This is a genomic window from Rhizobium sp. L9, assembly GCF_002531885.1.
GTDB lineage: Bacteria > Pseudomonadota > Alphaproteobacteria > Rhizobiales > Rhizobiaceae > Rhizobium.
Map to the genome: position 1 here is coordinate 58,592 of NZ_NWSZ01000004.1, position 18,864 is coordinate 77,455.

Consider the following 18,864-nt stretch of genomic DNA (forward strand, 5'->3'; position numbering starts at 1 on the left):
CCGCACCCTCTCCGTTCCCCACCAAACTTTTGCGGGGCACGTCCCCTCTCCCCGTCAGAACGGGGAGAGGGTGAGGGTGAGGGGCAAGTCGCGATCCCGAAGGCGACGAACGCTCACGCCGCCTCTTCCTTCTGCACCGCCCCCTCCGCCAGCTTGCGGGCGGCGACGAAATCGACCTTGCCGGAGCCCAGCACCGGCACCTTGCCGATGGTGATCTCGGCAGGGACCATCATGTCCATGGCGCCCCTCGATTTGGCGAAGGCGAGAAATTCGGCGCGGGTGGCGGTTTCGGCGTCGGTCAAGAGCACCAGGCGCTCGCCCTTCTTCGGGTCGGGCAGCGACGAGACGACCGAGAGCGCGCCCGGCCAGAGCTCGGCGGCGAGTGCTTCGATCGCCGCCAGCGACACCATCTCGCCGCCGATCTTGGCGAAGCGCTTGGCGCGGCCGCGGATCTTGACGAAGCCGTCCTCATCGATGGTGACGATGTCGCCGGTGTCGTGCCAGCCATCGGCGAGCGGCTCGAGCACGCCCGGCTTTTCGGCGCGGAGGTAACCGGCCATGACATTGGCTCCGCGCACATGCAGCCTGCCGCCCTCGTCGATGCCCGGCACCGGCTCGAGCTTCCATTCCATGCCCGGCAGGATTTTGCCGACCGTGCCTGAGCGGTTGTACATCGGCGTGTTGATGGAAATGACCGGCGCGGTCTCGGTGACGCCGTAGCCTTCGAGGATGCGCAGGCCGAATTTCTCCATATAGATGTGGCGGGTTGCGGCCTTCACCGGCTCGGCGCCGGCGAAGATATAGCGGATCGAGCGGAAATCATACGGATGCGCCGTCCTGGCATAGCCGTTGAGGAAGGTATCGGTGCCGAAGATGATCGTGGCGTTGGAGACATAGATCAGCTCCGGCACGATGCGGTAATGCAGCGGCGAGGGATAGAAATAGACCGGCACGCCCGAAATCAGCGGCAGCACGGTGCCGGCCGTCAGCCCGAAGGAATGGAAGACGGGCAGGATGTTGAACACCTTATCGCCGCTGTGGAAATCGATGCGGGCGGCGGCCTGGGCGGCGTTCGACAGGATGTTGCGGTGGGTCAGCACCACGCCCTTCGGCGTGCCTTCCGAGCCCGAGGTGAAGAGGATGACGGCCGGATCGTCGGCCTGGCGCTTGACGAGCGGCCGGCCCTTTCTGAGAAGCCCGACGAGCTTGTCCTTGAAGGAGATTTCGGCTCTCAGATCATCGAGCCAGACGATCGCCAGCTGCTTTTCCAGTTCCTCGACCACCGGGCCGAGCTTGGCCTGGGTGACGAAGGCGCGCGAGGTCAGCACGTGTTTCACCTCGGCCGCCTTGCAGGCCGAGAGGATATTGGCCGCACCCGCGGTGAAGTTCAGCATGGCCGGCACCTTGCCTGATGTCATGACGCCGAGAATGGTGGCGGCGGCGCCATTGGCATTCGGCAGCATGACGCCGAGATTCTGTTCGGGGAAACGGGCGCGGAACTTGGCGCCGAGCACGGCCGCCCCGGTCAGCAGCTTGCCATAGGTCAGCCGGCCGGTGACCGGATCTTCGACGGCAAGCTTTTTCATGCCGAATTCGTCACCGGCCTGGATGACGCGCTCGAGCACGGTCGACGAGGTATCGGCGGTGCGGAACAGCAGGTTCGACATCACCTGATAGAGGGCGGCTCCCGCCGCCGTGCGGCGCTTGCGGCCCTTCAGCTCCGGCGGCACTTCCAGCTTCACCGGCTCGAGAATGGTGACCTTGACCTTGGGGAACAGCCGGCGGCGGATCTTGCCGTTATCGAGATAGGAGAAATAGGTCTTTTCCAGCCCGTCGATCTTCACCGGCACCACCATCGAGCCTGTCTTGTCGGCGACCATGGCCGCCCCGTCATAGACCTTCATCAGCGTGCCGGTCACCGTCAGGCGGCCTTCGGGGAAGATGCCGATCGGGCTTCCCTCCTGCGCCACCTTGATCAACGAACGTGTCGCCATCGGCTTTGTGGGGTCGAGCGGCAGGAATTTGCACATTTTCAGGAAGGGGCGAACCCACCAGGCCTGGGCGATCTTGTAATCGACGGCAAAGACCGGCTCTTCCTCGGTGATGGCGAGCGCCAAGGCACCGTCGAGCAGGCTGACATGGTTGAGCGCAATGATCGGCGCCGGGCCGGCCTTCTTGATATTCTCCAGTCCCTCGACCTCGAGGCGCATGAAGGCGCGGAACAGGATTGAGATGAAATCGCGGAAGGCATTGGTCGGCAGCGTCTTCAGCATCAGCCAGGCGACCGCGAAATTGACCACGCCGAGACCGATCAGGATCTGAGGTATGGAAGCGCCGAGCGCCTGGATGACGGCGACGAGGCCGAGGCCGACGGTGATGAACAGCGCCGAGAGCACATTGGCCGCACCGATGACGCGGGCGCGGCGATCCTCATGCGCCCAGCTCTGCAGGCCGGCAAAGGTCGGGACGGCGATGAAGGCTCCCGAGATCGCCATGCCGGCAAGATCGATGGCGACGCGGATGGTATTTTGCCCGGCGAAGAACGCAAGGATGGTCGTCGCGTGCGAGGTCGAGGTGAGGCCCCAGAGGTTCCAGGCGAGATCGAGGCTGAATAGGCCGAGCAGCGCGGTGCCGACCGGGGCCGGCAGCAGCACGATGCGGCCCGACGACATCCAGGCGGCGATGCCGGAACCAACGGCGACGGCAATGGCGAAGACCGTGAGATAGGCGGGCACGACGAGCTCGGAGCCGCCGAGCAGCTCGGTCACCATGGTCGGCAGGATGGAGAGGGTGAAGGCGCCGACCAGCCAGAACCAGCAATTCATCAGCGCCGAACGCCACAGCCGCTTGTCCTCGCGGATCTCCATCACCAGCGTATAGCTGGAGCGGATGACGTTGCGGTCGATCACAAGATCCGGCGCCTTGGAGCCGGTCGCCGGGATCATCCGCGCCGACAGCCAGCAGAGCACCGACAGCCCCATCATCATCGAGCCGAAGAGCAGCACATTGTCGCCGCTGGAGAAGGCAAGGGCTGCGATGATCGTGCCGCCGAGAATGGCGATGAAGGTGCCGCCCTCGATCCAGGCATTGGCCTTCGGCAGGTCGCGGCGTTCGAGATGATCGGGCAGGATGCCGTATTTGATCGGCCCGAACAGCGCCGAGACGACGCCGAAGCCGAAGAGCGCGGCCATCAGCACAAAAATCGAGGAGAAGGCGAGGCCGACGACGGCAAGGGCGGCGATGCCGATCTCGCAGCGTTTCAACAGCTCGGCGATTTTGGCCTTGTCGTGCTTGTCGGCGATTTCGCCGCCGAGTGCGGAAAGCAGCAGGAAGGGCACGATGAGGATGACGCCGGCGAGCGTCACAAGTGCTGCCCCCTCGCTTGCCGACATCTTGAAGAGGATGAGGAAGACCAGGGTGTTCTTGAGGAAATTGTCGTTGAAGGCGGTCAGGAACTGCGTCCAGAACAGCGGCGCGAATTTCCTCGATGTCATCAGATTGATTTGCACGGCGGGACCCTCTTTCAGCAGGCAGAGAAGGCCACAGAGTTGTTACGCAAAAGTTGAGTGCGATAACAACTCTGCGATGTGGTTAAGGAAGATCAATCTTCACCGTTGCGATTGAATTTGACCAGCAGCTTTTCGGTGCGGGCATCTTCGACCTTGCGGATCAGCTTCTCGGATTCGGCATTGTCGCGCAGCGTCTTGGTGATATTCACCGTCGTCTGCACCAGCATCAATATGCCCATGGCGAGATAGCCTTTGCCCCAGAGATCGAGCGGCATCATGTAGAGGCCGAGCGCCAGCATGAAGGCGGCGGCGCCGAAGGAGAAGTAGGAGAAGCTGACCCAGCTGGCGGAATGTTTCTGAAAACTGTCGTTCATGGTCTTTGTCCTTTGCTTCGATGAATGAATGGCTGGATGGAATGAGATCAGGCGGCCGGCGTGATGCGGCTCTTCAGCCGGGCGAGCACGTCATCGGCCGATGAGGCGAGCGGCGCGCCGCAGCCGGCATTGGCGAGCTTTTCGATGATGCTGGCCGGCCGCGTGGCGCTTTCCATCTCCTTCAGCGCCGCCGCCGTCAGCTCGTTCTGGCTCTGGCGCAGGCGCAGCCTGGCCAGCGTCTCCTCGGCCTCGTCGAGGGTTGCGAGGCCGGGGCCGGCGACTGCCACATCGAGCTTCTGCGCCTCCTCAGTTGCGCGGGCCAGCCGCTCGCCGCGCTGCAGCGCCTGCAGCCGCGCCTCGGCATCCCTGACGATGCCCTTCAGCTTGGCGATCGAAGTGGTGAACTGGCTCTGCGCCTGTTCCGACGCATCGCGCTCGGCCTCAAGAAAGGCGATCGCCTCGGCCGCTTCCCGTGCCAGCCCTTCGTTGCCCTTGGTGAGTGCCGCGGTGGCGCGGGTCTCGAGATCGGCGATGCGGGCGAGGATCGTCTGATGCTGCGCCTTCTCCTGCTCGTTCTGGGCGATGGCGACGGCGACGCTGCGCCGCGCCGTCTGGATCGATTGCGCGGCATCACGGATCTGCTGGGCCAGCAGCGGCACGGCGTTGCGATCGGCAAAAGCCTGCTCGGCATCATGCACCCTGCCCCGCAACAGTGTGGAAATCAATTTGAACATTTCCTTCCTCCGGTTTATGAACGTTGTTCACGAGATGAGTTATGGCAGAATCATGAACGACGTTCAAGATAAATTTTGAACGTCGTTCAAAAATTCGAAGGGAAATGGTTAATGGCCGGCAGACGAGAAGAAAAACGCGAGGACCTGAAGGCCCGGCTGATCGAGGCGGCGCGCGAGCGCATCGCCCGCGACGGGCTTGCCAACCTGCGCGCCCGCGACATCACCCAGGATGCCGGCTGCGCGCTCGGCGGCCTCTACACCGTCTTCACCGATCTCGCCGAGCTCGTCATCCATGTGAATTCCGCGACGCTGAAGGCGCTGGAGGCGAGGCTGACGCTTGACGAGGCCAGGGGCAAAAGCCCGACCGATCGCCTGCGCAACCTCGCCCAGGGCTACCTCGCCTTTGCGGTGGAACACCGCAATCTCTGGAAGGCGCTGTTCGACCACTTCCCCCCCGCCACCAGCCCGACCCCGCAATGGCACCTCGACGAACACCTCTTCCTGATGGACGTGATCGCCGAACCGCTCGCCGAACTGCAGCCCGACATGCCGGCCGAAGACCGCGCCATCCGCGCCCGCACATTGTTCGGCGCGGTGCATGGGGTGGTCAGCATCAGCCTTGAGGGTCGCTTTGTGGGCCTGCCGCTGGAGCGGCTGGCGCGTGAGGTGGACGAGCTGGTGCAGACGATTGCCGCCGGCGCTGAGCTGCGGCGGCAAGGGATGTGAGGTGGTGTCGGGTGGAGTGAGGTCGGAGGACGAGCGGACGTCGAAAGAGCGGTGTTTGGTAGAATGACGTAGAGAGGAAGCGGTATCATCTGATTACCCGCCTTGCGGTTCTAGCCTAAGCCCCACCCCACTCTCCGTCATCCTCGGCCTTGAGCCGAGGATCCAAGCACGCCACCGATGATCTCGACCGGGTATTGGCGACAACCGCTGAAATCACCGCGAAAAACGCCCCTCATCCGCCTGCCGGCACCTTCTCCCCGTAAACGGGGCGAAGGGAATATGCCGCACCCTCTCCGTTCCTCTCCCACGTTCCGCAGGGCACGTCCCCTCTCCCCGTCAGAACGGGGAGAGGGCTAGGGTGAGGGGCAGAACCACAGGCAAAATCGCACCCACACGCTGGTGGACTTGCTCCACCATCTCGCCTCTTGCCGCTCGCGCCCTCCCTACCTCCGTCGTCCTCGGGCTTGACCCAAGCACCCCTACCCTATCACTCTGCACCCACCCCCACCGCTCGCGAAAGGAACCCCCATGAGCCGCATCTTCATCACCGGTTCCACCGATGGCCTCGGCCTCGCCGCCGCCCTCACCCTCATCCGCGAAGGCCACGAGGTCGTCCTCCACGCCCGCTCCCGCGAGCGGGCCGCGGCAATCGCCGAGACCTCCGCCGCCGCCCTCGGCCTCGTCATCGGCGATCTCGCCAGCGCTGAGGAAACCCGCTCCATCGCCGACCAGGTCAACGCCATCGGCCGCATGGACGCCGTCATCCACAATGCCGGCATCTACCTCGAGCGCAGCCGCGGCGAAACGCCCGAAGGCCACGCCAAGACGCTGGCGGTCAACACGCTCGCCCCCTATCTCCTCACCGCCTGGATCACCCGGCCCGACCGCCTGATCTATCTCAGCAGCGGCATGCACCGCAGCGGCAGCAGCGCGCTCGACGATATCGACTGGAAGACGCGGCCATGGAGCGCCAGCCAGGCCTATTCCGAAAGCAAACTCTACATCGCCACCCTTTCCGCCGCCATCGCCCGCCACTGGCCGGATGTGCTGAGCAACGCCGTCGACCCCGGCTGGGTGCCGACAAAGATGGGCGGCGCCGGCGCGCCCGATGATCTGGAGATGGGGCACCTGACGCAGACATGGCTGGCGACGAGCGAGGACGAAGCGGCGAAGGTGAGCGGCGGGTATTGGTATCACCGCCAGCAGCGGGAGGCGGCGGCGGAGGTGGGTGATGCTGGGTTTCAGGAGGCGCTGGTGGAGAGGCTTGCGGGGTTGACGGAGGTGCGGTTGTTTGTGCACGATAGCCGATAACTCACGCTTGAACTGGGCAAACCGGGCCCTCTCTCCCGAGTGCAGACGGAATAGGAAATTGATAAACTCGCGCGATACCCCAGACTCCTGGAGGGCCCCCCTGATCAAATCGCCGATGTCTCACCAATTGCGTGCTGCGCTCCGCCTGCGCAACTCCGTCGCCATTTAGATGATGTCGAAGAAGCTGACGCGGAATGACACGATCAGACTCATCATGCGCGACACGCAGAGAACACACCTATCTGCCGGTGCGCGAGCTGGAGGAAGATGGCGATGTTGATGGGACGGCATGATGCAGATCCGCCACCCACGTGCCATGGAGCATATGCTCCGGAGGCAGAATTATTACTTCTTTACCTGACTGGCTCTTCGCCATTCGTGCGAGGGTCGGCAAAAATTGCTCTTCGCTAAACTCTATGTCCATTGTGACTCTAGGCGAGCGGTGAACGGCCACGGCGGCAAACTCTTCAAAATCATGTCGCAATATTCTCTGTGGCGCGCCTCGTTCGGTCCATTCACGGACCCACCAGGCCCAAAGGTCAGCGGCCTGCAGTGGCGGCACATTCTTGTCATCCTCGAATATCGGAGTACCGGCATAACGTTCGCGGACATCATCCGATCGATGGGAGATATATTCTTGCCACACGCTCTCAACCATCCTTCGATCGGAGGTATCATCCATATGAAATTGAACAACTTCATCAAGCGGAATCAATTTTTTTAGCTGTGGTCGCTCTAGATGGAATTTGTCCATCAGCAACCGGAAAGCGATCCAATAAAAGTTCACTGAGTCCCACTCGATTGTCGAACCCGGAATATAAATTCGCCTTCTTGCGCGATTGAACTCAGATCGATTGAAGCGGGCAGAAATGAAAACAGGCACATGCCTGCTTATCACCGAATAGAAGAAACCCACTTCCTCTAGCCTGTGCGTCATTTCGACCATGTGGAAATATCGGCGTCGAGTAGCATCTATCCGGCCAAAGCGTTCTGTGAACAACTGCCATTCTGCTGAAAAATCTTTCCACTGCGCTTCAGTGGCGATGCAGCCGCCGATCACGTAAGCATCGCGCTCGGGGTTATAACTTTCGTCAATATAGGCATGCCAGGACATGTACTCTCCCGTAACTCACAAACAGCGGCGTCTTCCTCAGCATCCCACGGCCCCTTTTATGAGGCGTGGCGCAGCTTCCCATCATGCGTCCAGCCTCCGTGATGGATCTGCAATAAGCTGCGGACGAATGAACCTCGCATTCCGGTTTCTGCAGGCACCGACAGTAGGCTTGCCGATCATCAGCTTGTCCATTGCTTCCGCGGGTCGTCAACGGAACGCTGTTAATGCCCGTTGCCGCCACCCCGACTAGACGAGTTCCCAAGTTCGGATTCGGAACATGTGATTGTGATGCGCGGTAGCACTATTAGGTGGCATACAATCTTTCTCAAATGGGCATTGGCTGCCGATGATGCTTGCGTGCTTCTCTCCGCAACTGTGCACACAAATGTTTCTTGCGATATGCTTTTTCAATGTTTCTTGCGATATGCTTTTTCCGAGGTGTGGCGGCCGCTACGCCTCTAGATCGAAGACCAGATCTGGCTCGCAGGCTTCACGGATTACGACCTAGGATACTTCGGTGACGAGACATGCAGGCTCGAACCGTTGCCGAAGCCTTTCGGCGCAAAGGTGTTACCTATGTCTCAGGAATAAACCGTAACCTATGTGTCCAGAACGGACCCAAAGAGCATTGGCTGGGGCGCCTGGATTCGAACCAGGGGATGGCGGTACCAAAAACCGCTGCCTTACCGCTTGGCTACGCCCCACCAGAGCTTGAGCGGAAACCGCTCGCTCAAATCGACGCCTGATTAGCAAAGCTCTTTGCCTGTCACAATGACTAAGTTGCGCCTGCCGCAGATTTATGCGCGCGAAGCGGCGGGCGGCGTGCTAGCATAAGGCGATATTATCAACCTGAGATCATCGTCCCGCATGGAAAGTCCCGCATTCGACCTTGCTTTCGAGCCGGCCTATGGGCGGGCCGTGCCGGTTGCTCCGGATGTCCTGCGCATCACGGCGGAAAATCCCGGGCCCTTCACCTTTTTCGGCACCAACAGCTATCTCGTCGGCGCCTCCTCGCTTGGCGTCATCGATCCCGGGCCGGAGGACGAGGCGCATTATCAGGCGCTGATGGCTGCGATCGGCGGGCGTCATGTGACGCATATCTTCGTCAGCCATACCCATCGCGATCATTCGCCGCTCGCCCGCCGGCTGCAGGCGGAAACGGGGGCGGTGACGGTGGGGCAAGGGCCGCATCGGCCGGCGCGGCCGCTGCGGGAGGGCGAGGTCAATCCCTTTGCCGAAAGCGCGGATATGGATTTCGTGCCCGATATCGCCGTCGGCGACGGCGAGACGATTGCGGGGGACGGCTGGGCGCTGACAGCGGTGCTGACGCCGGGGCATACGGCCAATCACGCCGCCTTCGCGCTCGAGGGCCGCGACATCCTCTTCTCAGGCGATCATGTCATGGCCTGGTCGACCTCGATCGTCGCACCGCCGGATGGGGCGATGGCGGATTACATGGCCTCGCTCGACAAGCTGATAGCGCGCGAGGACGGCCTGCTGCTGCCCGGCCATGGCGGGCCGGTCAACGAGCCGAAGACCTTCCTGCCGGCGCTGAAGGCGCATCGGCTCAGGCGCGAGCAGGCGGTGCTGGCGCGGGTTGCGGCCGGCGATCGCGAGATTGCGGAGATGGTGAAGGCGATCTATCGCGATACCGATCCGAAGCTGCATGGGGCGGCGGCACTTTCCGTGCTCGCCCATATCGAGCATCTCATGGAGCGCGGCGAGATTGCAGCGGATGGGCCGCCCTCGCTTGCCGCGCGCTATTGGCCGGGGTAATGAAAGGCGGAGGGAGATCAGCATGGGCCGCGCCGATTACAGCTATCGCACCGATCCCGCCGTCCCGGCCTTTGCCGATGACCGGCCGCTCATCGTCTTCGATGGCGAATGCGTCTTCTGCTCCGGCTGGGTGAAATTCGCGCTGAAGCACGACAGGCGGCAGCGCTACCGCTTCGTCGCGGCGCAGTCGCCGCTCGGGCAAGCGCTCTATAGGCATTACGGGCTCGATTGCCGCGATTACGAAACCAATATCCTCATCGAAGAGGGCCGCGCCTTCTTCAAGTCGGACGGCTCGATCCGCATGGTGGCGGGGCTCGGCTTTCCCTATTCGCTGGTGAAGCTGTTCCGGCTCTTGCCGCGGCGCGCGGCGGACGCGCTTTATGAATTCATCGCCCGCAACAGGCTGAAGATCGCCGGCCGCCAGAGCTGCATGGTGCCGACGCCGGAGCAGCGCAGCCGCTTCATCGCATGAGCGGCGGCACCTTTTCCCTGCTGATCATCGGCGGCTACGGCGCCTTCGGCGGCCGGCTCGCCCGGCTGCTCGGCGAGGAGCCGCGGCTCAGGCTGCTGATCGCCGGCCGCTCGCTCGAAAAGGCCGATGATTTCGTCTTCGATCTCCGCTCGCCGAAAGGCGGCGCCGGGCGGCTCGGCAGCAACGATCTCGGCGCCTGGCTGCAGGCGGTGACCTTCGATCGCGACGGCGACCTCCGGGAGCAGCTGACGCGGCTGAGGCCCGATCTCGTCGTCGATGCCTCGGGGCCGTTCCAGAGCTTCACCGGCGATGGCTACAAGGTGGTGCGGGCCTGCATCGAGCTCGGCATCGATTATGCCGATCTCGCCGACAGCAGCGGCTTTGTCGCCGGCATCGGCGGGCTCGATGCTGAGGCGAAGTCGAAGGGCACCTTCGTGCTCTCCGGGCTCAGCAGCCTGCCGGCGCTCTCCTTCGCGGCGCTGGAGGCGATGGCGCCGCATTTCTCCCGCGTCGAAAGCGTGGCGGCCGGCATTGCCCCGTCGGCGCATGTCAGGATCGGCCTCAATGTCGTCAGAGCCATCGCAAGTTATGCAGGCAGGCCGGTGGCGCTGCTGCGCGAGGGGCAGCCGGCCAAGGGGCGCGGGCTGATCGACGAGATGCGGGTGACGATCGCGCCGCCCGATGTGGCGCCGCTCGCCAGCCGGACTTTCCTGCTGGTGGATGCGCCCGACCTGACGCTGCTGCCCGGCCGCTTTGCCGGCCTGCAATCCATCTTCACCGGCGTCGGCACAGAGCCGCAGGCGCTGCAGCGGCTCTTGAGATTTGCGGCCCGGCTGGTGGAGATCGGGCTCTTACCCTCGCTCACGCCGTTCGCCCGGGCGCTGCAGGCGGCCAGCCATCGCTTCGCCGTCGGCGCCCATCGCGGCGGCATGTTCGTGCGCCTGGGCGGCCTCGATCATGAGGGACGGCGGCTGACCGCTGACTGGTCTCTGATTGCCGAAGGTGATGACGGGCCGTTCATTCCGGTTCTCGGCGTCGAGCTGCTCGTGCGCCGGCTGCTCGAAGGCAAGCGGCCGCAAAGCGGCGCGCGGCCGGCGGCCGGCGAATTGTCGCTTGCGGATTTCGAAGCGGCCTTCAGCCAGTTCTCCATCGCCTCAGGCATCCGGCTGGATTACCAGGAAGAGGCCCAGCCGCTCTACCGGCGCATCCTCGGCGACGCCTGGGAGAAGCTGCCGCCGGCGCTGGCGGCGATCCATGCGGGCGGCACGCGGCTTGCCTCCGGCCGGGCGCGGATCGAGCGCGGCAGCGGGCTCCTCGCCAGGCTGATCGCCGGCCTCATCGGCTTTCCCGCCGCCGGCGAGGATGTGCCGGTGGCGGTGCGCTTTGCCGCCGATGGCGAAAGGGAGATCTGGACGCGGTCTTTCGGCAGCAAGACCTTCCGCAGCTGGCAGACTGAGGGCAGCGGCCGCGAGCGCCACCTGCTCGTCGAGGTGTTCGGGCCGTTCCGGGTGCTGCTGGCGCTGGTGCCGGAGGGGCAGCGGCTCAGGCTCGTGGTGCGCGGCTGGCGGTTTTGCGGCATTCCGCTGCCGCTGTTCCTGGCGCCGGGCGGCGATACTTACGAGGAGGAGCGCGACGGGCGGTTTCATTTCCATGTGGAGATCGGCGGCCGACTGACAGGGCTGGTGGTGCGGTATTCGGGGTGGCTGGTGTTGGAGTGAGGGGTGGCGGCAAGCGCTGCTGTCCCGTTCGTGCTGGGACAGCCCCTCACCCTAACCCTCTCCCCGTAAAACGGGGCGAGGGGACGTGCCCCGCGTGAGTTTGGTGGGGAACAAAAAGGTTGCGGCATGTCCCCTTCGCCCCGCGCGCGGGGAGAAGGTGGCGGCAGCCGGATGAGGGGCGCGCGGCGTTCTCCGTGCGTTGGAGGCAATTTTGCAGGCAGCCGATCAATGGCCGGCGAAACGCTGTCTGGCGGCCTCGGTGACGGGCGTATAGAGGGCGACGCGGGTGCCCTCGGGATCGGCAAACTGCACTGTCCGATTGCCCCATGGCAGATCCTTGGGCGGGTGCACCACGGTGACCCGGTCCTTGAGCCGCGCGAATTCCGCATCGACATCAGAGACCATGAATTCGAGAATGGCCGTGCGGTTGGCCCCCGGCTCCGCGCTGCCCTCGCTGAACAAAGCCACCGTTTCGGCGCTGCCGATGGCGAGCGCCGCGCCTGGTGTGACGATCTCGGCGAAGACGGGCGCAAGCCATTCGGCGGGGCGGCCCGTCACAAGTTCATAAAAGGCCACCATGCTGTTGATATCAGCGGCGATCAGGCGGGTGGATGCGAATTTCATGATGTTTTCCCTGGCTGCGCGACAATCTCTTGGCTTGCCTTTGTCACACAGCCGTGCTGACAGCGTTGTGGCAGCAGGAGTCAGCAGGCATGCGAAAAGCGGAGCGGCTTTTTCAGATCATCCAGATTCTTCGCCGGTCGAGCCGCCCGGTGACCTCGTCGGCGCTCGCGGAGGAACTGGAGGTCGCCAGGCGCACCGTCTATCGCGACATCGCGCATCTGATTGCCCAGCGTTTGCCGATCGAAGGCGAAGCGGGGTTCGGCTACGTGCTCGATCCGCGATACGACATGCCGCCGCTGATGCTGACGCCCGAGGAGATCGAGGCGGTCGTGCTCGGCGTGCAGATGGTGGCAAGGCTGAATGATGCGGCGATGCGCACTGCCGCCGGCGATGTCATGGCCAAGATCACGTCGGTCATGCCGCCGGACCTGCTTCCCTATATCGCCGAGCCGGCGGTCGGCATCAGACCGGAGGATATCGGCGGCGATGCGACAATCGACACGCGGCCGCTGAGGTCGGCGATCAGGGAAGGCCGCAAACTTGAACTCGATTATCGCGCGGCGGATGGGACGGTCAGCAGCCGCATCGTCTGGCCCGTGCTGCTCGGCTATGCCGAGGCGCACAGCCTCCTGATTGCCTGGTGCCAATCGAAACAGGCCTTCCGCCACTTCCGCACCGAACGGATCCTCAGGGTCGAGATTCTCGCTGAATCCATCGGCATGTCCAGGAGCCGGTTGCGGCAGCAATGGCAGCAGTGGCGCGATGCCGAAATGCGCAAGCCGGGTGGGCTGCCGTAACTGCTTCCGGCCGACGAGCGACGTCACTGCCTTGTCGGGTTTTCGCAAAAGATCGGAACCAACGACGGCATTGCGGGCTTCTTGTGACGGTCGGTTCGGACGACAACTTGAACTCCGGCTGCCAGAGGAAACAACTCAACGCGGAGCAGACTGTCACTGTTCGATGCTACAGCTCTGATGAAAGACAGGAAAAATTGAACACAGCCATGCTCCACGGTGACGATCAATCCAACTCGACAATCGCAACCGACGTTCCGCAGGCGGGTGCGATCTGTTATCGAAGAAACGGAAGCGGGCAGCTTCGCATCCTTCTCGTGGGAAGTCGTCGGCATGGACGATGGGGCGTTCCGAAAGGCAATCTCGACCCCGGCGAGACGACATCGGCAGCAGCGAGGCGGGAATCCTTCGAGGAAGCGGGCGTCGTCGGCGACGTGGAGGCGACAGCCTTCGGTTCATTCAGCTACCACAAAGACAGCTCGCCGCATCACTACCATGTCACCGTTCACCTGCTGCACGTCGTCGAGGCGCAAGCTGATTTCCCGGAGAAGGGCATGCGCAAACAGAAATGGTTCCCTTTAAAAATCGCGATCCGAGATGCGGCGCAGCCCTGCTTGAAGGCTCTGCTTTCCAGGCTTGAAGGCGTGGCCCTTTGAAGCTCGGCTTCACCAAATCGCTGTCGAGATTGTTGAAGACGCGACGGCGAGCCGTACGTCTGCTGGAGAAGACATGGAGTCCGGTTCGCCACAAGCCATCCAGGCAGGAGCGACCGAGGCTCCAGACGACCTCCGCATTTGGCAGCAACCCCGGAAGGCTTGTGATGAAGACCTTCGTGCCAGCCGATCTGCCAGGCAAGCCGGCCCTTGTGGTGGTGCTTCATGGATGCCGGCAGACGCCGGAAAGCCTGGACGCCGCCAGCGGCTTCTCGAGGCTGGCCAGGGAGAGAGGCTTCGTGGTGCTTTACCCGCAGCAGACCCACGCCAACAATGCCCAGAAATGCTTCAACTGGTTCCGTCCGAGTGAGGTCGCTCGCGATCGCGGCGAAGTGCTTTCCATCAAGCAGATGATCGACCATGCCCTCAAACGATATCGAGCCGATCGCACGCGCGTTTACATTGTCGGCCTTTCTGCCGGCGGAGCGATGACAGGTTCATTGGTCGCCAACTATCCCGATATGTTTGCAGGCGCCGCTATCGTCGCCGGAATGCCGGTTGGCGCCGTGCGCGATGCAATGTCGGCGCTCCATGCGATGAAGTCCGGCGCGGCACTGCCCGCGGATGGCTGGGGCGCAAGGATTGCCGAAATCTCCCCCCGCCAACGGTCCTGGCCGCCGATCAGCATCTGGCAGGGGACTGCGGATCGCACGGTCAACCCGGCAAATGCGAGGGCTTGCGTCGATCAATGGCTTGAAGCGAACGCTGTCGATCGAAGCAGCGTCCGTGTCGAGAAGAAGCCCTGGGGCGAGTTGTCCTCTTGGAACGTCGCAGGCGCCCGCCCCGTATCGCTCTATTCGATCCATGGCATGGGGCACGGTCTTCCCGTCAAGAGTCGAAAGCCGGCCCCCTCAGGAGCGACAGACCCATTCGTGTTGGCAGCGGAGATCTCGGCTCCGATCGAACTGATGCGTCTGTGGCGTCTGCCGAGGCGGTAAGCATGCCTGGCCACTCCAGCCGATCTCAACACCGGGCGCTGGGTCTTCTTGCAACGAGTGCTATATTCAATTCCGGTCGTTTCACCTGAGACGATCCGGGAAAGGAATTCTTCCATGGGAGACCAGAAGCGCCCGCTGCAACCCGGAAACACCGCGCCCGCGTTCGAACTCGCCACGGCCAATTTCGAAGGAACGGTTTCCTTGGCCGACTTGAGCGGTCGCGCGTTCCTGATCGGCTTCTTTCGCGGGCTGCACTGCCCATTCTGCCGGCGCCAGCTCGAACAGCTTGCCGGCATAGCGCCCATCCTCAGCGCCGCCGGGGTGAAGACCGTGGCCGTTATCAACACGCCGGTGGAACGCGCTCGCCTGTATGTCCGCCACCGTCCGACGCCGGTGACGCTCTTATGCGATCCCGACTGCCGCACGCATCGCGCTTACGGCGTGCCGCATGCCGAGTTCCTGCCCGATGGCAGCGGCGAGCAGCCCGAATGGCCTTATCGCGCGACGATGGCGCAGTTCCAGGCGGCGCGCATCAACCCTACAGGCGAGTTCCCGGAACCGCTCCAGCCGATGGAAGCCAACACGGTGCTCAACGCCAAGGACCGCTTCGAGCTTGATGAAGCCGATCATGCGATCTTCGCCAAGCACGCCACCCAGCTCGTCGGGCACTTCCTGGTCGATCAGAACGGCACCATTGCCTGGGCGCAAATCGAGGCGCTGGACGGACCCAGCAGCCTTTGCATTTTCCCAACTGCAGCGGAGATCATCGCCGCCGTGGGTGAGCTTGGACGCTAGGTTGCAGGGGCGTAGCCGGATGATTGGCGGCCCGATTCACGTGGGCAAGGAACGGAGCTCGCGGCACGTCCCCTTCTCCCCTCGGGGAGAAGGTGCCGGCAGGCGGATGAGGGGGCCACACGGTACATCCTCGCATCACAACCCTAGGCGAGAATTTTCGAAGGATGCGCAGCTGTTTGGAAAGATCAGCGCGACCGGCCCCCTCATCCGCCCTACGGGCACCTTCTCCCCTCGGGGAGAAGAGGGGATCGACAGGTTGCGGCATATCAGCCTATTCCGGCCTTCGCTTTGGGCTCAGGGCGTTCGCAACTGCAATCGATTCACTGGATCGATTGCTGGCGCCTCTGGCGGCACCGGATCAGAGGGTCGCGTCTGCCGCACCCTCTCCCGGCCCTTCGCTTGGGCTCAGGGCGTTCGCCGCTGCAATCGATTCACTGGATCGATTGCTGGCGCTTTGCGCCACCGGATCAGGGGTCGCGTCTGCCGCGCCCTCTCCCGGCCCTTCGCTTGCGCTCAGGGCGTTCGCCGCTGCAATCGATTCACTGGATCGATTGCAGCCGCCTCTGGCGGCACCGCGGCTCACCCACCCGCAATCCCCAGAAGTTCGGCGTCGAGCGCCTTCAGATAATCGCCGGCGATTTCGGCGCTGAGGCCGAGGTCGTGCTGGCCGTAGCGGGAGGCGACGCGGATGTCGACGAAGGTGGTTTCGGCCTCTTCGCGCAGCCGGATGATCATATCGAAGCGCAGGCCGAGGATCAGCGTGCGGGTGGTGGCCTGCAGCGTCACGCCGTTGGCGCCGCGGATCAGCTTGGCGACATCGTCATCATAGGGGCGCGGCGTCGGCACCGGAATGATGCCCGGCGCATCGGTCACAGCGTCGTCGCCGGGGCCGGGCTTTGCCGGCCTGTCCTCGAGATCGCGGTCCGGCTCTGATGTGCCGGTGCTCCTGACGATCGTAAAGCCGCTCTGTTTGGCAACCTTGCGCACCGCTTCCAGCACGCGGTCGAGCGCGCCCTCATAACGCCGGCCGGTCAGTTCCGGATAGGCCTCCATCTGCTTCTCGCGATCTTCAGGCGTCACCACCGGATTGCGCTTCAGCCAGATCTGGTCGGATTTCGGCGGCGATAGCCACTCCGGTGCCGAGACCGGATCGGTGGAGACGTCGTAGATCGCAGGCAGGCCGATGTAGCGTTCGGCGGCCACAGCGCCGATACCAAGCGGAAAGGCAGCATAGATCAGCGCCGCCAGCGCGGCGAGCCCGCCCTCCGCCCCCGTCATCCAGAGGCTGCGCAGGCCGAGCGCGGCCAGCATCGTAGCGAGCAGCGCGCAACCGGCGGCAAAGATCAAAAGCAGCACCAGATAGGGGGTTGCGAGGCCGCCGAAGCGATGGGCGATCAGCACGGCGAGCGCCAGAACCAGCGAAAATGCCCCGAGCAGCCGCGAAAAGCGGGCGGCGCTGGAAACGGGGCGGTCGTAGCGGATGGCCATCAAACTTACCGGTTGCTCGTCAGCGCCGCGCCATGAACCACGCAAATCGCCATAGACCTGTTTAGAGCATGATGCCGAAAAGTGTGAAGCGGTTTTCGGACGACATCTTGCTCTATTTCTTTGATTTAGATCCGGATTCAGATTTTAGGTCGGCCCGGCCTAAAATCATCCGGATCTGGGGCAAGATTCGGCTGACTTGAAACTGTTGTCGCAAGCATATCCGCCGGAATCCACGGCGAAGGCGGAATGGCTATCCGTAAGCCCTTGCTGATATGCCAAAAAAAGGCCATTCTGCCGCGGTTTCATCTCCAAGGTCACGGACAGGAGAGACGGGATGATTTCACCCGAGATAGCAGCAAGGCCGCAGGCGTCTGCGCTTGGCGCGATCGACCACACCGAACCGTCGCTGCCGATGGAGCTCGTCGAGCTCGAACTGTCGCTCGAAGGTTATGCCGGTGGCGATGCCGGCTTCTGCGAGGCGGTGCGCCAGGCAGCTGGCCGTTCCGGCGGCGAACTGCTGTTCGACCTGCCGGCCGCCGGCCTGATCGAGGATTGCCGGCGCATCGCCGTCTTGCGCATTCCCGATGGCGAGAACATGCGCGTCGTGCTGGCGCTGCTCAATCATAACGGCACCGAGATCCGCATGCAGGCGCCCGACGAGGAGACCGCCCATCTGGTGCGCTTTGCCGATGCCTTCATCGAGGTGCTGGAGCGGATCTGAGCGCGACCGAGATTTCTAGCGCCGCTCGGCCGCGGCTTCCGCCAGGCTGCGGAAGGGAAACTTGCGCCCGCATTCGCATTTGATCATGAAGCTTTCCTGGTGGTTGGAAGCCCGCTGCACGCCGAAGCCGCGCGGCAGGTGATCGACCGTGAAATCCGGATGCTTGCGCTTGGGATCGTCGATCTCGGAGGCTTCGGCAAAACCCGCATTGCCGCATTGCGGGCAGTTCAGTTTCTTCGAAAATCGATCGCGGATGGCCATGCTCGGTTCCAGTGTTTTCCGGCCTCCTCATACAGAGGAATCGCCGGCGGCGAAAGTGGAACCATCTGCCTGGGCTGCCGTTCCTTTTTCAAAAGGAGGCGATCATGCCCAACAGAGACCCGATCCCGACACCGACGACTGACACACCGCGCGGCCCGACGCCGACGCCGGGCGTCCCCGACCGCACCCAGGAAAAACCGCCGCTGACGCCAGCCCAGGACCCGGGCGACACCAAGAACCCGCAAGACCCGCCGCTCGACCCGGCGCTCTTGCCGATCGGGGATCCGGCCGGGGCGGCGTGAAGATGCTGCCGTGATTTGCCCCTCACCCTAACCCTCTCCCCGTAAACGGGGCGAGGGGACGTGCCCCGCGAAAGGTTGATGGGAGCCGAGACAGTGCGGCATATCCCCTTCTCCCCGCGCGCGCGGGGAGAAGGTGCCGGCAGGCGGATGAGGGGCAGCTTGACGGCCTCGCCCGAATGGCATTTCCTCAGGGAAAAGCAAGGACCAACCCGATGCGCCTCCCCCTTCTCCTCACCCTTCTCGCCACGCTCGCCGGCCTTTCCGCCTGCCAGACGATGACGCCGGAGGAGCGGCGGGCGGCGGATGAGCAGCGATGCCTGAGCTATGGTTTCCGCCGCGGCACGGATGGGTTTGCCACCTGCCTGCAGCGCATCGATCTCGACCGGCGGGCCGAATCGCGGGCTGCGAGTGCCGAGCTGATGCACAGCATGGCCTGGGATCTGAACGGGCCCTATGTCTACCGCGATCACTGGCGCTATCACCACTGACGGCAG

General features: G+C 63.5%; 19 protein-coding genes, 1 tRNA gene and 1 pseudogene. 13 read left to right on the forward strand and 8 right to left on the reverse strand.

Going from position 1 to position 18,864, the window contains the following annotated elements; genetic code table 11:
• Window positions 1-113: 113 nt before the first annotated feature.
• The 3 genes from CO660_RS03910 to CO660_RS03920 form a co-directional block, all read right to left on the reverse strand.
• A complete protein-coding gene (locus tag CO660_RS03910) occupies window positions 114-3,509 on the reverse strand; it encodes an acyl-[ACP]--phospholipid O-acyltransferase (RefSeq protein ID WP_097597576.1) in 3,396 nt (1,131 codons plus the stop codon).
• Window positions 3,510-3,601: 92 nt separating this feature from the next.
• Window positions 3,602-3,883, reverse strand: a complete 282-nt coding sequence (locus tag CO660_RS03915) for a YiaA/YiaB family inner membrane protein (protein WP_097597578.1) — start codon at window positions 3,881-3,883, stop codon at window positions 3,602-3,604.
• A 47-nt stretch (window positions 3,884-3,930) separates the two neighbouring features.
• Window positions 3,931-4,617, reverse strand: coding sequence for a PspA/IM30 family protein (locus tag CO660_RS03920; RefSeq protein ID WP_097597581.1), 687 nt, complete (start codon window positions 4,615-4,617; stop codon window positions 3,931-3,933).
• A 111-nt stretch (window positions 4,618-4,728) separates the two neighbouring features.
• On the opposite strand from CO660_RS03920, the gene CO660_RS03925 reads away from it, so the two are divergent.
• The 3 genes and pseudogenes from CO660_RS03925 to CO660_RS33710 form a co-directional block, all read left to right on the forward strand.
• Window positions 4,729-5,343 carry a TetR/AcrR family transcriptional regulator gene (locus CO660_RS03925; RefSeq protein ID WP_097597583.1) on the forward strand — a complete coding sequence of 205 codons (615 nt, stop codon included), beginning with the start codon at window positions 4,729-4,731 and terminating at the stop codon, window positions 5,341-5,343.
• Window positions 5,344-5,871: 528 nt separating this feature from the next.
• Window positions 5,872-6,654 (forward strand): SDR family NAD(P)-dependent oxidoreductase, encoded by a 783-nt coding sequence (locus CO660_RS03930; RefSeq protein ID WP_097597585.1) that lies wholly within the window; start codon window positions 5,872-5,874, stop codon window positions 6,652-6,654.
• 127 nt (window positions 6,655-6,781) lie between these two features.
• A pseudogene (locus CO660_RS33710) lies at window positions 6,782-6,947 on the forward strand (CopG family transcriptional regulator); the annotation flags it as partial.
• Here CO660_RS33710 and CO660_RS03935 read toward each other — a convergent pair.
• Both CO660_RS03935 and CO660_RS03945 read right to left on the reverse strand, forming a co-directional pair.
• Window positions 6,893-7,768 (reverse strand): DUF3800 domain-containing protein, encoded by an 876-nt coding sequence (locus CO660_RS03935; RefSeq protein WP_097597587.1) that lies wholly within the window; start codon window positions 7,766-7,768, stop codon window positions 6,893-6,895. The pseudogene CO660_RS33710 and the gene CO660_RS03935 overlap by 55 nt on opposite strands.
• Before the next feature lie 629 nt (window positions 7,769-8,397).
• A tRNA-Gln gene (locus tag CO660_RS03945) sits at window positions 8,398-8,472 on the reverse strand.
• Window positions 8,473-8,635: 163 nt separating this feature from the next.
• Between CO660_RS03945 and CO660_RS03950 the strand changes: the two genes are divergently transcribed.
• The 3 genes from CO660_RS03950 to CO660_RS03960 are packed head-to-tail and all read left to right on the forward strand — an operon-like array spanning window position 8,636 to window position 11,734.
• Entirely contained in the window at window positions 8,636-9,544 is a 909-nt protein-coding gene (locus CO660_RS03950; protein ID WP_097597590.1) for an MBL fold metallo-hydrolase, read from the forward strand.
• Window positions 9,545-9,566: 22 nt separating this feature from the next.
• Window positions 9,567-10,016 (forward strand): DCC1-like thiol-disulfide oxidoreductase family protein, encoded by a 450-nt coding sequence (locus CO660_RS03955; protein ID WP_097597592.1) that lies wholly within the window; start codon window positions 9,567-9,569, stop codon window positions 10,014-10,016.
• Window positions 10,013-11,734, forward strand: a complete 1,722-nt coding sequence (locus CO660_RS03960) for a DUF4166 domain-containing protein (protein ID WP_097597594.1) — start codon at window positions 10,013-10,015, stop codon at window positions 11,732-11,734. Before CO660_RS03955 ends, CO660_RS03960 begins: the two co-directional genes overlap by 4 nt.
• A 225-nt stretch (window positions 11,735-11,959) precedes the next feature.
• Here the strand turns inward: CO660_RS03960 and CO660_RS03965 are convergent, their stop codons facing one another.
• Window positions 11,960-12,358, reverse strand: coding sequence for a VOC family protein (locus tag CO660_RS03965; protein ID WP_097597596.1), 399 nt, complete (start codon window positions 12,356-12,358; stop codon window positions 11,960-11,962).
• 89 nt (window positions 12,359-12,447) lie between these two features.
• Here CO660_RS03965 and CO660_RS03970 point away from each other — a divergent pair, with 89 nt between their 5' ends.
• The 4 genes from CO660_RS03970 to CO660_RS03985 all read left to right on the forward strand — a co-directional run bounded on the left by CO660_RS03970 (window position 12,448) and on the right by CO660_RS03985 (window position 15,598).
• Complete coding sequence (locus CO660_RS03970; protein WP_097597598.1) at window positions 12,448-13,155, forward strand: YafY family protein; 708 nt, start codon at window positions 12,448-12,450, stop codon at window positions 13,153-13,155.
• An 83-nt stretch (window positions 13,156-13,238) separates the two neighbouring features.
• A complete protein-coding gene (locus tag CO660_RS03975; protein ID WP_348627630.1) occupies window positions 13,239-13,808 on the forward strand; it encodes an NUDIX hydrolase in 570 nt (189 codons plus the stop codon).
• On the forward strand, window positions 13,805-14,803 hold the full coding sequence (locus tag CO660_RS03980) for a PHB depolymerase family esterase (RefSeq protein WP_097597603.1): 999 nt from the start codon (window positions 13,805-13,807) through the stop codon (window positions 14,801-14,803). Before CO660_RS03975 ends, CO660_RS03980 begins: the two co-directional genes overlap by 4 nt.
• A 114-nt stretch (window positions 14,804-14,917) precedes the next feature.
• Window positions 14,918-15,598 carry a redoxin domain-containing protein gene (locus CO660_RS03985; protein WP_097597605.1) on the forward strand — a complete coding sequence of 227 codons (681 nt, stop codon included), beginning with the start codon at window positions 14,918-14,920 and terminating at the stop codon, window positions 15,596-15,598.
• A gap of 579 nt (window positions 15,599-16,177) precedes the next feature.
• On the opposite strand, the gene CO660_RS03990 is transcribed toward CO660_RS03985, so the two are convergent.
• Complete coding sequence (locus CO660_RS03990) at window positions 16,178-17,086, reverse strand: DUF1499 domain-containing protein (protein WP_097597607.1); 909 nt, start codon at window positions 17,084-17,086, stop codon at window positions 16,178-16,180.
• A 334-nt stretch (window positions 17,087-17,420) separates the two neighbouring features.
• Here CO660_RS03990 and CO660_RS03995 point away from each other — a divergent pair, with 334 nt between their 5' ends.
• The gene (locus CO660_RS03995) at window positions 17,421-17,807 is read left to right on the forward strand and encodes a hypothetical protein (RefSeq protein ID WP_097597610.1); all 387 of its coding nucleotides are present in this window, start codon (window positions 17,421-17,423) and stop codon (window positions 17,805-17,807) included.
• Window positions 17,808-17,822: 15 nt separating this feature from the next.
• Here the strand turns inward: CO660_RS03995 and CO660_RS04000 are convergent, their stop codons facing one another.
• A complete protein-coding gene (locus CO660_RS04000) occupies window positions 17,823-18,068 on the reverse strand; it encodes a hypothetical protein (RefSeq protein WP_097597612.1) in 246 nt (81 codons plus the stop codon).
• Between the two features lie 104 nt (window positions 18,069-18,172).
• Between CO660_RS04000 and CO660_RS04005 the strand changes: the two genes are divergently transcribed.
• Together CO660_RS04005 and CO660_RS04010 are read left to right on the forward strand one after the other, a co-directional pair.
• The gene (locus CO660_RS04005; RefSeq protein WP_085777255.1) at window positions 18,173-18,370 is read left to right on the forward strand and encodes a hypothetical protein; all 198 of its coding nucleotides are present in this window, start codon (window positions 18,173-18,175) and stop codon (window positions 18,368-18,370) included.
• Between the two features lie 212 nt (window positions 18,371-18,582).
• Window positions 18,583-18,858, forward strand: coding sequence for a hypothetical protein (locus CO660_RS04010; RefSeq protein WP_097597614.1), 276 nt, complete (start codon window positions 18,583-18,585; stop codon window positions 18,856-18,858).
• Window positions 18,859-18,864 lie beyond the last annotated feature (6 nt).